We start from the raw sequence: 14,169 nt of genomic DNA on the forward strand, positions 1-14,169 counted from the left end.
CGCGATGACCGAGTGGCCCAACGGGGGCATGAAGTTCCCCAAGGGCGACGTGCGATCCCCGTACGACTTCGAGCAGATGGCGCGGCTGGTGCGGCCCGAGGACTTCGAGGGCCGGCTCCTGATCTCCGAGGACCCGGACGCGCACCGGGCGGAGATCCAGCGGTTCGTCGACGCCGGGTTCACGCACGTGTACCTGCACAACGTGGGGCGGAACCAGCGGGAGTGGATCGACGTGTTCGGGAAGGACGTGCTGCCGGCGCTGACCCGGTGACTCGGGGGCGCCGGGCCGCTGCGTCGGCTCGGCTGCGCCGGGGTCGTCGCGCGGCTCGCCACGACCAGCCCCGTTCCCCCGCGTGCGCCTGCCCGGCGTGACGCGTGCAGTGCGGTCGCCGGCCCGAACGGGGGCGGTTGACGGACTCAGTGGTCGAGCGTCGCCCACGCGGACCTGAGCCGGGCCAGCATCCCGGGCACGACGTCCCGCGCGGTGGTCAGGATGACGTCCATCTCGATCGCCCAGTAGCCGTGCCCGATGCGGTTGCGCATGCTGGTGGCGCGTCGCCAGGGCACATCGGGATGAGCCTCACGAAGTCCCTCCGAGACCTGGTTCGCCGCCTCGCCGAGGACGGTGAAGTTCCAGAGCAGGGACTCGCGGAGCATCGGCTCGGTCTCGAGCTCCGCGACCGCCTTGCCGTCGGTCAGGTCGACGATCCGGGCGCAGGCCTCGACCATCCCGGTCAGTTACAGGCGGTCACGCTGCATAGAGCGGACGGGCCTCGGCCTCGACCTGGTCCCGGAGCAGGGGGTGCAGCGCTCGCCTGGACACGAGGTCGACCGGGCGCCCGAGGATCTGAGCGAGGTCGTCGGCCGCGTCGACCACCTCCCACGAGAGGTGGCGGCCCGGCACGAGGTCGTACAGGACGTCGACGTCCGAGTCGGCCGTCGCCTCGTCGCGCGCCTCGGACCCGAAGACATCGAGACGCGCGATGCCGTAGCGCCGGCAGTAGGCGGCGATCGCGTCCCTGAGGATGTCGTCGAGCTGGACCATGCCCTCCACGCTAGCGACCGGTCACCGAGCTCCGCGAGCCCTCCTCCTGGCCTGTGGACGATCGCCATCAGGGACGAGGCCCGGCGTGCCGATGCCCTGGGTGTGATCAGACGAGCCGCCGACGCCTTCATCCGGGAGCGCGCGAACCAGCGCGCCCGGCTCCAGGGCCACCCGCCCTTCTCCGGCGTGCTCGATCAGCTCGTGACCGTGCCCCCGGACCGAGCGGGCCGTCCGGGCTACGTCCTGCAGACCGGCGGACCGTCGCACGACATCCGCAGGCGGGGTCCCAGCGGGTCCCGCGCCGACTTCGCCGTGGCGTCGGGCCGGCGCACCGTCGCCGTGGGCACGTGCATCGGGCGGGTGCCGCGCGCCGGCTCTGCGGCCGAGACCGCGGCCGCGGCGGTGTCCCACCACGTCAGCGACCACGGGTACGTCGTGCTGAGCCCGCCCACCCCGTCGCAGTTCGCCGGGGAACCCGCCGTCCGCGTCGAGATCGGTGTCAGGACCTCCGACGGCACCGGGTACCGCGTGCTGTCGCGCGACTGGCACTTCAGCCACGGAGGCTGGGCGTTCGTCGCGGGCTGGGTCCACGCGACGAGCGACCCCCCGGAGTGCCGCGACACCGCGGAGCTCATCCTCGCCTCCTGGCGCTGGCTCACGCACTGACCCGCGCGCGCCGCGGCAGGAGCCGCTCTGCCGCGCGGCTCGCCACGACCAGCCCCGCGAGGACCACCCCCGCGGCGCCGAGGTACGACGCCCGGGTCGCCCACCAGTCCCACGTCCACGGCTCCGGCAGCACCTCGCCGACACCGAGCAGGACGACGCCCGACACCGCGAACATCGCCGTCAGGTGCCACAGGTACAGCCCCATCGACCGTGACCCGGCCCAGCGCACCAGCCGCGACCGGGCGGCCCACCGGGCGACGGCGTCCCGGACGAGCAGGGCCGCCGCGACCTGCGCCACCGCGAAGCCCACGACGGGTGCGGTCGGCGGGGCGAGGTTGGACAGCGCGTCGCCGGGCATCCCGATCAGCGACCGCGGGTACGGGCCGACGGCCAGGAGCAGCACCGTGGCCGCGAACCCGCCGAGCGCGAGCAGCGTCAGCGCGGTGCGCTCCGGGACGAGGTCGCGGGCGGCGACGTCCTCCGGCGCGGCGAGCCGGCGGGCGGCGTACACCAGACCGCCCAGGTACGGCACCGCCCAGACCAGCAGCACGTTCGGCGCACCGGGCAGCCCGACCTCGTCGGAGAACCGCAGCAGGTCGACGACCACCGGGAGCGCCGCCGCGACGACCAGCACCCGGGCGGCGCCCCACCGGCGCAGCGCCCGCAGCAGCAGGGGCGTCAGCGCGAGCAGGCCGATCTGCACGCCGAGGAACCACAGCGGCTGCGGCACGATCCGGGCGACCCGGTCGACGGCAGTGGTGGGGACGCCGAGCCACGGCAGCGCCGCGACCAGCAGCGCCCACACCCCGACGAACACCGCCACCGGCCGCGCCATGCGCAGCAGCCGGACGCCCGCGAACCGCCAGCCGGGCTCGCCGGGGTGCCGGTCGAGGTCGTAGCGGGCCGCGGCCCCGGCGGCGAAGAACAGCAGCGGCAGCGGCTGGAGCCAGGTCAGCAGCCAAGCACCGCCGTGCGCGAGGGCGTTGCCGACGACCAGCGTCTCGCCGTCCCAGGTGGCCTCGACCATCAGCCAGTGCAGCGCCACGACGAGCAGGATGCCGACGGCGCGGACGCCGTCGACGAACGGGTCACGACGGGCCCGTGCGGCCGCCGCGGGGGCCGGGACCGCGGGTGCGGCGGCGCCGCGGACCGGGCGGGTGGGTGCGGGGCCGGCGGAGAGCGCGAGGGTGTTCGCCTCGCGGGACGGTGCAGGCAGGACGGTCGACATGGCGGCGCTCCCGAGGGGACCGCGCGGCCTCCCGCGCGGGCGCCCGGCGATCGGGCACGGCACCAGCCTGTCGAACGGAACCGCAGGTCAGAACGGGTGCGACCCCCGTCCTGCGTGGCGGTCAACCCGACGTCGGACGGGGGCTGTCCCCCGCATCCGGCACCGCGCCGGCGTGCCGTCGCACGCCCGCGAGCACCAGCGAGCCGGCGACCAGCGCCGCGCCGAGCACGGTGAGACCGGTGGCCGCTGCCGACAGGAATGCGAACGCCTCCGGCGCGGCCCACAGCCGGTCGACGTAGAGCACCTGAGCACCCGCGCTCCCGACGACGCCCAGGACCACCGCCACCAGGCCGGTCCAGAACAGCTGAGGGGCGGTGAGCTTCGGCACGGGGTCCTCCCGGTTCGCGGTCGACGCCGGGAGAGACCCGGCCACGTCCTCGACCGTAACGCCGGACGCCCTGGTCGCGCGGGGTTTCCGGCTAGCGGTCGCCGGCCGAGGGGGCCGGGCGGTCCTGCTCGGGCGACGGCTGCGGCTCGGCCGAGGGCGCCGGGGCCGGGTCGGCGCCCTGGGCGGACGTGGGCGCGCCGGGCTGGGCGGCGTACCCGCTCGGCGCCGGCGCGGCGGCGTACCCGCCCGGCGCGGGCTCCCGGTGACCGACCGCCTGGGTGCCGAACCCACCCGCGGGGGCGCCGTACGCGCCAGCCGCGGGGGCGCCGTATCCACCCGCCGCGGGCGCCGCGTACCCGCCCGCCGCCGGCGCCGCGTACCCGCCCGCCGCTGGGTAGCCGCCGTACGGCTGCCCCGGGACGCCGCCGTACGGCTGCCCCGGCGGAGCCGGCCGCGGCGCCGACGGCCCGCGCTGGAGCGCGCCCACGACGAACGCCCCGCCGATCATCGCCGCGCCGACCACGGTGAGCGCGCTGCCCACGGTCTGCGCGAACCCGTACAGCCAGGAGGCCCGGTAGAGCAGCTCGATGAACAGCGCCTGCCCGATCCAGCCCCCGATGATGCCGACGACGACGAGCACGACGCCCGTCCAGAGCAGCTGCGGTGCGGTGAGCTTCGGCATGGCGGGGGTCCCTCCGTCGGCTGGCGCGGGCGCGCTCGACCGACGCTAGCGCGAGGTCGCGGCTTCCGTCCGCGGGAGGGGGTGCGGAACCACCGACCTCGGGCGCGACCGCCGACCTCGGGCGGGGACGCGCGCCGGGGACGCGCGCCGGGCAGGCGCCGGCGTCAGGCCTCCAGGTTGAGGTAGCGGAGGACCGCCAGGACGCGGCGGTGGTCGCCGGCGTCGGGGGCGAGGTCGAGCTTGCCGAAGATGGCCGTCACGTGCTTCTCGACGGCGCCGTACGTGAGGACCAGCGCGTCGGCGATCGCCCCGTTCGACCGGCCCTGCGCCATCAGCTCCAGCACCTCGGACTCCCGCGGGGTCAGCCGCGTGATGCCCGGGTCGACGCGCGCGGCGCCCATGAGCTGCGTGACGACCTCGGGGTCGAGCACGGTGCGCCCGGCGGCGATCCGCTCCAGCGCGTCGAGGAAGTCGGAGACGTCGGCGACCCGGTCCTTGAGCAGGTAGCCGACCCCGCGGGCGTCGCCGCCGAACAGCTGCGCGGCGTACCGGGTCTCGACGTACTGCGAGAACAGCAGCACGCCGAGGCCGGCGTGGGTCTCGCGCAGGGTCAGCGCGGCGCGCAGCCCCTCGTCGGTGAACCCGGGCGGCATCCGCACGTCGACCACGGCGATGTCCGGCAGCGCGTCGGCGGCCGCGAGCGCCGCGACCTCCTGCACGAGCGCGTCCCCGTCGCCGACGGCCGCGACCACCTCGTGGTTGCGGCGGGCGAGCAGCGCCGCGAGCCCGTCGCGGAGGATCACCGAGTCCTCGGCGATCACGACCCGCACGGGGCACCCCCCGCCGGGGTGCGGACGTGCGACGGGCGGGGAGCCGGTCGGCTCATCGGGCGCTCAGCGGCAGGTGCACGGTCACCACCGTAGGGCCTCCGACCGGGCTGTCGACGTCGAGCTCGCCGTCGACCGTCGCCACCCGGTCGGCCAGGCCGGCCAGGCCCGAACCGCCGGACGCGCCGGGCAGCCCGAGGCGAGCCCCGCCCCGGCCGTCGTCGCGCACCCGCAGCCACAGCGCGCCGCCGTCGGCCTCGACCCGGACGTAGGCCCCGGTCGCGCCCGAGTGCCGGACGACGTTCGTGAGCAGCTCGGCGACCGCGAAGTACGCGATCGTCTCGACCTCGGGCGCGGGCCGGGCGGCGGCCAGGTCGACGTCGACGGTCACCGGCACCGGGCTCCGCGCGGCCAGCGTCTCCAGCGCCACCGCGAGCCCGTTGTCGAGCGCCGGCGGGTGGATGCCCCGGGCGATCTCGCGGAGCTCGGTCAGCGTGTCCTTGAGCGCGCCGTGCGCCTCGTCGAGCAGCCCGACCGTCGCCGGGTCGGCGCCGGGTTCGTGCGCGAGCCGGTCCCGGGCGTCGCCGATCTGCATGGCGACCGCCACCAGCCGGGCCTGCGTCCCGTCGTGCAGGTCGCGCTCGATGCGGCGGAGCCGGGTGTCGGCGTCGGTCACGGCGGTGCCACGGGTCTGCTCGAGGTGCGCGACGCGCAGGCTGGACGCGGTCGGGCCGAGCAGGCTGGTGCTGAGCAGCCGGAACAGGTGCGCGAACCCGAGGGTGAGCCGGTGCCAGGCGAGGAAGGCCAGCAGGCCGACGGCGATCAGGATCCACTGCCGCGGCGGGGTGTCGATGAAGTAGTCGGTGCCGAACGACGCCCCGCGGTGCAGCGTGCCGTCGGACGCCTCCTGCAGCGGCAGCCACCGGTACCAGAACCAGTGCGTGGTGCCGCCGAGCGCGACGGCGAGGAAGGTCGTCGGCACCACGAACCCGACGATCGCGAGCGGCAGCGACAGCGCCCCGAACGCGACCCCGCGCCAGCCGGGCGCGTCGCCCAGCAGCACCCCGAGCCGGCGCCAGAACCCGCGCCGCCGGCGACGCGGCATCGGCGCCGCGATCGAGGTGCCCAGCATCCCGCGCGCCATCCCCCGGTAGAGCGCCGCCCACATCCGGCCGCCGACGACCACCCAGCCCGCCACGAACAGGCCGACGACCGTGATCGCCACCGACGGGGGCAGCACGACCGCGACCACCGCGTACGCGAAGGCGAACGGCGCGATCAGCAGGGCGAGGAACAGGTAGCCGTACTCGCGCCAGGCCCGCCCCATCACCCCGGGCGCCCAGATCGCACCACGCGGCAGGTCGGCGGTGAGGTGCACCGGGACGGTCGCGACCGGCGACCCCGGGGCGTACGCGGCGGGGTGCGGTCCGCCGGGGTGGGCCGCGGCCGGGCCGGCGGGTCCGGCGGGGGCCGGCTGGGTGGCGGACATGGCGTGCTCCTCGTGCGGGGCCGGTGCGCCGCGGTGGCGCCCCGGGTCGGTCGGACCCCACCATCGTCCCGTGCGGGGTGCGCCCGGCGGCACCCGGTGCGCCACCCACCCTTCCGGGGGACGTCCCCCGGGTCGGCACCCCTGGGTTCCCGACCGCCAGGTCACAAAGCGGTAACAATACAAGGAATGGTAAAGTTGCAGGTCAGGCCGACTTTACCTAGGTAAAATCGTCCCACGACGCACCGTTTCGACACGTCCGCGCCTCGCGATCCGCGCCGAGATGGGGCACGGTGGATCCCGACCAGATCGACGAATGGTCGGCGTGCGACGCCTGCTTCCGGCCCTCGCAGCGCCCCTCCCCCGGGGTGCGGCAGCGAGGGCCGAGGCGTGTCCCGCCGCCGCGCAACCGGCCCCCTCCGGGCGGGCCGCGCGGCGCTGCCGACCGACGCTGCGCCCCCGGCGCGCCCCACCCCCGGGGCGCACCCGACCTCCGCCCGCGGAGGGGATGGGGCCGCGCGTCATGACGTGACGAGGTGGATGAGTGACAGGACTGCGCGTCGAAGGCGTGTACAAGGTGTTCGGCCGCCGGCCGAACGAGGCGGTGAAGCGGCTCCGCGACGGGTCGTCCCGCGAGGACGTGCGCCAGTGGGGCACGGCGGCGGTGATCGACGCCGACCTGGAGATCCGCAGCGGCGAGACCTTCGTGGTGATGGGGCTCTCGGGCTCCGGCAAGTCGACCCTGATCCGGATGCTGAACGGGCTGCTCAAGCCGACGGCCGGGCGCGTCGTCCTCGGGGACGACGACCTCAGCGCCGTCAGCGCGGCCCAGCTCCGGTCCATCCGGCAGCGCAAGGTCAGCATGGTGTTCCAGCACTTCGCGCTGCTCCCGCACCGCACGGTGCGTGACAACGCGGCCTACCCGCTGGCGCTCCAGGGCGTGGACAAGGCCGAGCGCCGGAAGAAGGCCGACGAGGCCCTCGAGATGGTCGGCCTCGGCGAGTGGGGCGACTCGCTCCCCCACGAGCTGTCCGGCGGCATGCGGCAGCGCGTCGGCCTGGCCCGCGCGCTCGCCGCGGACACCGACATCCTGCTGATGGACGAGGCGTTCTCCGCGCTCGACCCGCTGATCCGCCGCGAGATGCAGGACCAGCTGCTCGAGCTCCAGCAGACGCTGGGCAAGACGATCGTGTTCATCACGCACGACCTCAACGAGGCCATGTACCTCGGCGACCGGATCGCCGTCATGCGCGACGGCCGCGTCGTCCAGGTGGGCACCAGCGAGCAGATCCTGTCCGCGCCCGCCGACGACTACGTGGCGCAGTTCGTCGCCGACGTCGACCGCACCCGCGTGCTGACCGCGGCCTCCGTGATGCGCCGGCCCGCCGCCGTCGCGTTCGCCGGGGGCGGCCCGCGCCTCGCGCTGCGCACCATGCGCGACGCCCAGGTGGCCGCGGCCTACGTCGTCGACCGCACCCGCGTGCTGCGCGGCATCGTCCGGGACGCCGACGCCGTCGACGCCACCCGCGCCGGCAAGGACACGCTCGAGGGCCTGATCGACGACAGCCTGACCTCGGTGTCCGTCGACACCCCGCTGGCCGAGGTGTTCGCGCCCGCCGCGGAGTCGCCGCTGCCGGTCCCCGTGACCGACGACAAGGGCCGCCTGGTCGGCGTCATCCCCCGGGCGATCCTGCTCGAGGCGATGGTCCCCGTCGACACCAGCACCCCGCCGAAGGGCACCCCGACGGCCGAGCAGGCCGCCGCTCCCGCAGCCGGTGACGCCGACCCGACCGCGGCCCCGGCGCCCGAGGCCGACCCGCTCGGCACCGCGCCGGACGCCACCACCGCCGCCCCCAGCGCGGGCCGTGCGGCCGACACGACGGAGGTGCGCGCGTGACCGCCCCGATCCTCGCCCTCGAGTCCACCGACCAGGGTGTCCCCCGCCTGCCGCTCGGCGAGTGGGTGGACGTCGCCGTCGACTGGGTGACCACCACGTTCCGCGGCCTGTTCTCCGCGATCAAGAGCATCTTCGAGGGCGCCTACGACGGCCTCGACACCGTGCTCAGCGGCCCGCCGTTCTGGTTCATCGCGGTGGCGCTCGCGCTGGTCGCGCTGTTCGCGAAGGGGTGGAAGCTCGCCGTCGGCACGCTGGCCGGGCTCGTCGTCATCGCCGGCGTGAACCAGTGGGAGAACGCGATGGACAGCCTCGCGCTGGTCATCCTGGCGAGCGTCGTGGCGCTCGTCATCGCGATCCCGCTCGGCATCTGGGCCGCCCGCAACGACCGGGTGTCCCGGGCCGTGCGGCCGGTGCTCGACTTCATGCAGACGATGCCCGCCTTCGTCTACCTCATCCCGACCGTCGTCATCTTCCGCGTCGGCGTCGTCCCCGGCATCGTCGCGACCGTCATCTTCGCGATGGCGCCCGGCGTCCGGTTCACCGAGCTGGGCCTCCGGCAGGTCGACCGCGAGGTCGTCGAGGCCGGGCACGCGTTCGGCTCCTCCGACGGCCGCATCCTCCGGCAGATCCAGCTCCCGCTGGCGATGCCGACGATCATGGCCGGCGTCAACCAGGTGATCATGCTCGCCCTGTCGATGGTGGTCATCTCCGGCATGGCCGGCGCCCCCGGCCTCGGCGGCGACGTCGTCCAGGCCCTGCAGCGCGTCAACGTCTCGCTCGGCTTCGAGGCCGGCCTGGCCGTGGTCATCCTCGCGATGTTCCTCGACCGCGTGACCTCGGCGTTCGGCACCCGCTCGAAGACGGCCCGCGCGGTCGCCGCGGCGACGAAGGCCTGACGCCCCCCACCCCACCGGGGCCGCTCGGCGGTCCCGCACCCCACCCACCCCCACCCGGGCGGCGGCACGACGCCGCGCGCCCACGGAAAGGACACACATGCGCACCCGCACCCGCCGTTCCGCCCTCGCCGCCTCGGCGCTCGTCGCCGGCCTGGCCCTGACGGCCTGCGCCTCCGACGGCGGCTCCGGCAGCGCCTCCGACGAGGAACGCCTCGAGAACGGCGACCTGCCCACCGTGTCGATCGGCGTGCACTCCGGCTGGGACGAGGGCATCGCCGTGTCGGCGCTGTTCCAGACCATGCTGGAGGAGGACGGCTACACGGTGGAGTCGCAGGAGGCCGACGCCGGCGTCGTCTACACCGGCCTCGCCGGCGGCGACTTCGACGTCAACTTCGACATGTGGCTGCCCACGACGCACGAGGACTACCTCGAGCAGTACGGCGACGACATGGAGCAGCTCGGCGTCTGGTACGACGACGCCCGCCTCACCATCGCGGTGAACGAGGACGCGCCGATCACCTCGATCGACGAGCTCGCCGAGAACGCCGACGCGTTCGGCAACCGGATCGTCGGCATCGAGTCCGGCGCCGGCCTCACCCGGATCACCCAGGACGAGGCCATCCCGACCTACGGCCTGGACGACATGGAGTTCGTCGTCTCCTCGACCCCGGCGATGCTCGCCGAGCTCAAGGGCGCGACCGACGCCGGCGAGAACATCGCCGTCACCCTGTGGCGCCCGCACTGGGCGTACGACGCCTACCCCGTCCGCGACCTCGAGGACCCCGAGGGCGCCATGGGCGAGGCCGAGGAGATCCACACCGTCGGCCGCACCGGCTTCGGCGAGGACTACCCGACGCTGACCAAGCTCATCGGCGCGTTCGAGCTGACCGACGAGCAGCTGTTCTCGCTCGAGAACCTCATGTTCAACGAGGACGGCGGGTCGGACCCGACCGGCTCCGCGCAGCAGTGGCTCGACGAGAACCCGGACTTCGTCACGGACCTCAAGGAGAAGGCGGGCGTCTGACGCCCCACCGCTCCGCGCGCGACGCCCCGGTCACCGTCAGGTGGCCGGGGCGTCGTCGTGCGCCCGGGAGTGAAGACGAGTGGAGCGTTCTGCCCGACACGCGCCGGCGTGTCGGGCAGAACGCTCCACTCCCGGGGGCGGGGTCAGTCCGGCTGCGGGACCGCCTCGCGGAAGCGGGCCGCCAGGGACTCGCCCGCCGCGACGGCTCCTGCGATGTCCGGCTCCGGGACGTGCACGAGGCGCAGGCAGCCGCGCACCACGGCCTCGGCGTAGGCCGCGCGGGTGCCGTCGTCGCCCCACTGCCGCTGGCTGATGATGCCCTCGACCAGCCCGAACGCCAGCTCCAGGTCCGTGTCGGGCAGGGCCGCCGCGTCGACGCCCTGCCGCTCCAGCACCGCCACGGACAGCGCGCGGTAGTGCCCGCGCAGCGCGACCTGGCTCTCCCGGGTCTCCACGAACTCGGTCTCGGCGATGTCGAGCAGCCGGTAGACGACGTGCAGGTTCCACCGGTCGCGCAGCAGCCCGTCGAGGTCGTACCGCGCGAGCCCCGCGAGCGCGGCGGCCGGGTCGACGGGGCCGCCGTCCGGGCCGGCGGTGCGCAGCCAGTCGGCGAACTGCACGGACGGCGCGACGGTGCCCTTGAGCAGCGAGCGCAGGATCTGGCTCTTGTCGGCGAAGTGGTAGTACAGCGACGCCTGCTTGATGCCGACGGCGTCGGCGATCTGCCGGGTCGTGGTCTCGGTGTAGCCCTGCGAGCCGAACAGCGACGCGGCGGCCGCCAGGATCTCCTCGCGAGTGCTCAGCGCGGAGTTCGCGCGCGGGGCCGACCGCGGCCGGCCCCGGCGGCGCGGCGCGGCCTCGGCCTGCTCAGCCACGGTCCACCGTCCTCCCGTCGTCGGCGCGGGCGTCCTTGACGACCCGCCCATCCTGCACCACGACCTGCACCCGGCGGGGGTCCGCGAGCGCGTCGATGCTGGTGAGCGGGTCGGCGTCGGTGAGCACCAGGTCGGCGCGCAGCCCTGGCGCCACCGTGCCCACCTGGTCCGCGATCCCGAGCATCCGCGCCGCACCGGAGGTGCCCGCGACGACCGCGGCGGCCGGCGACAGCCCGTGCTCGACCAGCAGCGCCAGCTCCGTGAGGTTGGTGCCGTGCGGGGCGATGCCGGCGTCGGTGCCGAGCGCGACCGGCACGCCGGCCGAGATCGCCGCGTGCAGCCGCTCCCGCGCGGTGTCCTTCAGAGCGCGGCGCTTCGCGGCGACCCAGGGCGCGACCCCCTCTGCCACCGGGCGGGTCAGCGTGGACAGCGTCGGCACGAGCCAGGTGCCGCGCTCCCCCATCAGGTCGATGGTGGCGTCGTCGACGAGGTAGCCGTGCTCGACGCTGCGCACCCCGGCCCGGACCGCGGCGGCGATGCCCGCGGCGCCCTGCGCGTGCGCGGCGACCCCGACCCCGCCGTGCCGGTCGGCCTCCTCGACGACGGCGCGGAGCTCGGGCTCGGACAGGCCGCCGGACTCCGGGTGGCTGCGGGGGCTGCCCATGCCGCCGGTCGCAGCGACCTTGACCCAGTCGGCGCCCTGCCGCAGCACCTCGCGGACCGCGCGCACGAACTCGGCCGGCGAGTCGGCCACCGCCCCCGCGCCGGGACCCGTGTCCAGCGCGACCCCCTCGATCGTGCGCCAGTCGCCGTGCCCGCCGGTGATCGACAGGATCCGGATGGCGACCTGGAGCCGCGGGCCGCGCACCAGCCCCTGCTCCAGCGCGTCCCGGAACCCGGAGTCCGCCCCGGCCAGGTCGCGGGCGGTCGTCACCCCGGCGTCGAGGGTCGCCGACAGGTGGGGGACGGACCGCAGGGTGAGCAGCGACTCCGGCGCCAGGACGGTGCCGAGGGTGTCGCCGCCGGGCGACGTGCTGACGTGCACGTGGCAGTCGAGGAACCCGGGCAGCAGCGTGCGGCCCGCCCCGTCGAGGACGTCGAGGCGCGCCGGGTCGGCGGTCGCCGCGCCGGGCACGACGGTCCCGGTGGGCCCGACGGCGGCGATCAGGTCGTCCAAGACCAGCACGTCCGTGCCCGGCCGCGGGTCGGCGCCGGTGCCGTCGATCAGGCGCACGTCGCGCAGCAGCAGGTCGGTCACGGGCGGGCTCCTCGGGGTCGGGAGCGGCCAGGCTAGCCCATTACCTGTCACAGACAGATTTTACGTCCCGGCAACACCGCGCAACCCCGTGGCAACGACCCGGGTCTACTTTTCCGGTCACCGACAGGAAATGCGTCGGCCGCACCACGGCGCGGATCCCCGGGTCTGCCCCTCCCCCGCACCTCCCTCCCCTCGGCGTCGCGGCCCCTTCCTCCCGCACCCCGTCGACGCACCCCCGACCGAGAGGCACCGAGCATGAGCCCGAGCACCGCCCGCGCCACCACGCGGTCCGCCCGCCGCACCCGCACCGCCGCCCGCACGCGCACGGCCACCGCGGCCGCCGCCGTCGCCGGGCTGCTGGCCCTGACCGCCTGCGGGCAGAGCGGCACCGTCGGCGGCGGGTCCGCCGGCGGCGACGACACCTTCACCGCCGTGATGCTCACCGGCTACACCACGCCGCCGGACCCGGACGTCAACTACGACGGCCCCGGCCTCAACATCATCGAGAACACCTACGAGGGCCTGGTGGCCTACGCAGACGGCGTCGAGGAGCCGACGATCGTCCCCGAGCTCGCCGAGGAGTGGACCGTCTCGGACGACGGCCTCACCTACACGTTCACCCTGCGGTCGGGCGTCACGTTCCACGACGGCACCGAGCTCACCTCCGAGGCGGTGAAGGCGTCGTTCGAGCGGCGCACCCAGGTCGACGCCGGCCCGGCGTACATGGTCGGCGACGTCGCGTCCGTCGAGACCCCGGACGACCTCACCGCCGTCGTCACGCTCACCGCGCCGAACGCCGCGTTCCTCGACTACCTCGCCTCGCCGTTCGGCGTGAAGCTCGTGAGCCCGACGGTGCTCGCCGACGAGGCCGGCGACGACTTCGCGCAGACCTACCTGACGACGCACGACGCCGGCACCGGCCCGTACGAGCTGACCGCGGTCGAGACGGGCGAGCGCTACGAGCTCACCGCGTACGACGGCTACTGGGGCGACGCCCCGGAGCTCACGTCCATCGAGATCCAGGTCGCCGAGAACGCCTCGTCGGCGCAGCTGCAGCTCGAGCGCGGCGAGATCGACGCGATCCTCGGCAACCTCAACAAGACCTCGTTCGAGTCGTTCGAGGGCAGCGAGGACGTCACGACGTCGACCTTCCCGAACTTCACGACGCAGATGATCTACGTCAACCCGGGCTCGGCCTGGCTCGCCGACGTCGCGGACCGCGAGGCGCTGTTCGCGGGGATCGACAAGGAGTCGATCATCGACGAGGCCATGGGCAGCCTGGAGGTGCCGACCGACCAGCTGTTCCCGCAGGGCATGGTCGACGCGAGCATCGACGACCAGGGCATCGCCTACGACGAGGGCGCCTGGGACGCGCTGGGCACCCCGGCCTCCGGCACCGTGCGCATCGCGTACGCCGGGTCCAGCGCGGACGGCAAGGCCGTCGCCGAGGAGCTCGGCTCGCGGCTGAGCACCGCCGGCATCCCCGCCGAGGCCGTCGCCTACTCCGCCGGCACGATCTACGGCATCGCCGACGAGGGCGCCGAGGGCCCGGACCTCGCGGTGTTCTCCGTGTTCCCCGACGCCGGCCACCCGGACGCCTGGGCGAGCATCATCTACACCCCGGCCGGCGGCCTGGACCTGTTCGGCGCCGAGGTGCCGGGCCTGACCGACCTGCTCGACACCGCCCGCGCCAGCGAGGACATCACGGCGTACGCCCCCGTCGCCGAGGCGATCAACGCCACGCGCTACTGGTACTCGATCGGGTCGCTCAACACCACCCTGCTGACCACGCCGGACGTCACCGGCACGACCGAGGCGCAGAACGTCCTCGAGTACGACGTGCTGCACTTCGCGGCCCTCGGCCGGGGCTGACCCCGCGCCACCCCTGACCCCGGGG

Annotated in this window: 14 protein-coding genes and 1 pseudogene; 6 read left to right on the plus strand and 9 right to left on the minus strand. The window is 75.0% G+C overall.

What is annotated here, in order from left to right; all coding sequences use genetic code 11:
* Positions 1–271, plus strand: a pseudogene (locus KVT14_RS12610) (LLM class F420-dependent oxidoreductase); the annotation flags it as partial.
* 146 nt (positions 272–417) lie between these two features.
* On the opposite strand, the gene KVT14_RS12615 reads toward KVT14_RS12610, so the two are convergent.
* The gene (locus KVT14_RS12615; protein WP_217615983.1) at positions 418–729 is read right to left on the minus strand and encodes a HepT-like ribonuclease domain-containing protein; all 312 of its coding nucleotides are present in this window, start codon (positions 727–729) and stop codon (positions 418–420) included.
* A 19-nt stretch (positions 730–748) separates the two neighbouring features.
* A complete protein-coding gene (locus tag KVT14_RS12620) occupies positions 749–1,045 on the minus strand; it encodes a nucleotidyltransferase family protein (protein WP_217615984.1) in 297 nt (98 codons plus the stop codon).
* Between the two features lie 102 nt (positions 1,046–1,147).
* Here KVT14_RS12620 and KVT14_RS12625 point away from each other — a divergent pair, with 102 nt between their 5' ends.
* Positions 1,148–1,711 (plus strand): hypothetical protein, encoded by a 564-nt coding sequence (locus KVT14_RS12625; protein WP_217615985.1) that lies wholly within the window; start codon positions 1,148–1,150, stop codon positions 1,709–1,711.
* On the opposite strand, the gene KVT14_RS12630 is transcribed toward KVT14_RS12625, so the two are convergent.
* The 5 genes from KVT14_RS12630 to KVT14_RS12650 all read right to left on the minus strand — a co-directional run bounded on the left by KVT14_RS12630 (position 1,701) and on the right by KVT14_RS12650 (position 6,325).
* The gene (locus tag KVT14_RS12630) at positions 1,701–2,939 is read right to left on the minus strand and encodes an acyltransferase family protein (RefSeq protein ID WP_217615986.1); all 1,239 of its coding nucleotides are present in this window, start codon (positions 2,937–2,939) and stop codon (positions 1,701–1,703) included. The genes KVT14_RS12625 and KVT14_RS12630 overlap by 11 nt on opposite strands.
* Positions 2,940–3,060: 121 nt before the next feature.
* Positions 3,061–3,372 (minus strand): hypothetical protein, encoded by a 312-nt coding sequence (locus KVT14_RS12635; RefSeq protein ID WP_217615987.1) that lies wholly within the window; start codon positions 3,370–3,372, stop codon positions 3,061–3,063.
* Between the two features lie 46 nt (positions 3,373–3,418).
* Entirely contained in the window at positions 3,419–4,009 is a 591-nt protein-coding gene (locus KVT14_RS12640; RefSeq protein ID WP_217615988.1) for a hypothetical protein, read from the minus strand.
* Between the two features lie 164 nt (positions 4,010–4,173).
* Positions 4,174–4,839: a response regulator transcription factor gene (locus KVT14_RS12645; protein ID WP_217615989.1), complete on the minus strand. Its 666-nt coding sequence runs from the start codon at positions 4,837–4,839 to the stop codon at positions 4,174–4,176.
* Positions 4,840–4,891: 52 nt separating this feature from the next.
* Positions 4,892–6,325: a sensor histidine kinase gene (locus KVT14_RS12650; protein WP_254630856.1), complete on the minus strand. Its 1,434-nt coding sequence runs from the start codon at positions 6,323–6,325 to the stop codon at positions 4,892–4,894.
* A 541-nt stretch (positions 6,326–6,866) separates the two neighbouring features.
* Here KVT14_RS12650 and KVT14_RS12655 point away from each other — a divergent pair.
* The 3 genes from KVT14_RS12655 (at position 6,867) to KVT14_RS12665 (ending at position 10,139) form a co-directional block, all read left to right on the plus strand.
* Positions 6,867–8,219 (plus strand): glycine betaine/L-proline ABC transporter ATP-binding protein, encoded by a 1,353-nt coding sequence (locus tag KVT14_RS12655; RefSeq protein WP_217615990.1) that lies wholly within the window; start codon positions 6,867–6,869, stop codon positions 8,217–8,219.
* On the plus strand, positions 8,216–9,115 hold the full coding sequence (locus KVT14_RS12660) for a proline/glycine betaine ABC transporter permease (RefSeq protein ID WP_308161054.1): 900 nt from the start codon (positions 8,216–8,218) through the stop codon (positions 9,113–9,115). Before KVT14_RS12655 ends, KVT14_RS12660 begins: the two co-directional genes overlap by 4 nt.
* A 97-nt stretch (positions 9,116–9,212) precedes the next feature.
* Positions 9,213–10,139, plus strand: coding sequence for a glycine betaine ABC transporter substrate-binding protein (locus KVT14_RS12665; protein ID WP_217615991.1), 927 nt, complete (start codon positions 9,213–9,215; stop codon positions 10,137–10,139).
* Positions 10,140–10,282: 143 nt separating this feature from the next.
* On the opposite strand, the gene KVT14_RS12670 is transcribed toward KVT14_RS12665, so the two are convergent.
* On the minus strand, positions 10,283–11,014 hold the full coding sequence (locus tag KVT14_RS12670; RefSeq protein ID WP_217615992.1) for a TetR/AcrR family transcriptional regulator: 732 nt from the start codon (positions 11,012–11,014) through the stop codon (positions 10,283–10,285).
* Positions 11,007–12,272 (minus strand): amidohydrolase family protein, encoded by a 1,266-nt coding sequence (locus KVT14_RS12675; protein ID WP_217615993.1) that lies wholly within the window; start codon positions 12,270–12,272, stop codon positions 11,007–11,009. Before KVT14_RS12675 ends, KVT14_RS12670 begins: the two co-directional genes overlap by 8 nt.
* A gap of 255 nt (positions 12,273–12,527) precedes the next feature.
* On the opposite strand from KVT14_RS12675, the gene KVT14_RS12680 reads away from it, so the two are divergent.
* Positions 12,528–14,144, plus strand: a complete 1,617-nt coding sequence (locus tag KVT14_RS12680) for an ABC transporter substrate-binding protein (protein WP_217615994.1) — start codon at positions 12,528–12,530, stop codon at positions 14,142–14,144.
* Positions 14,145–14,169: the final 25 nt, after the last annotated feature.

Source organism: Cellulomonas sp. GbtcB1 (assembly GCF_019091725.1).
GTDB lineage: Bacteria > Actinomycetota > Actinomycetes > Actinomycetales > Cellulomonadaceae > Cellulomonas.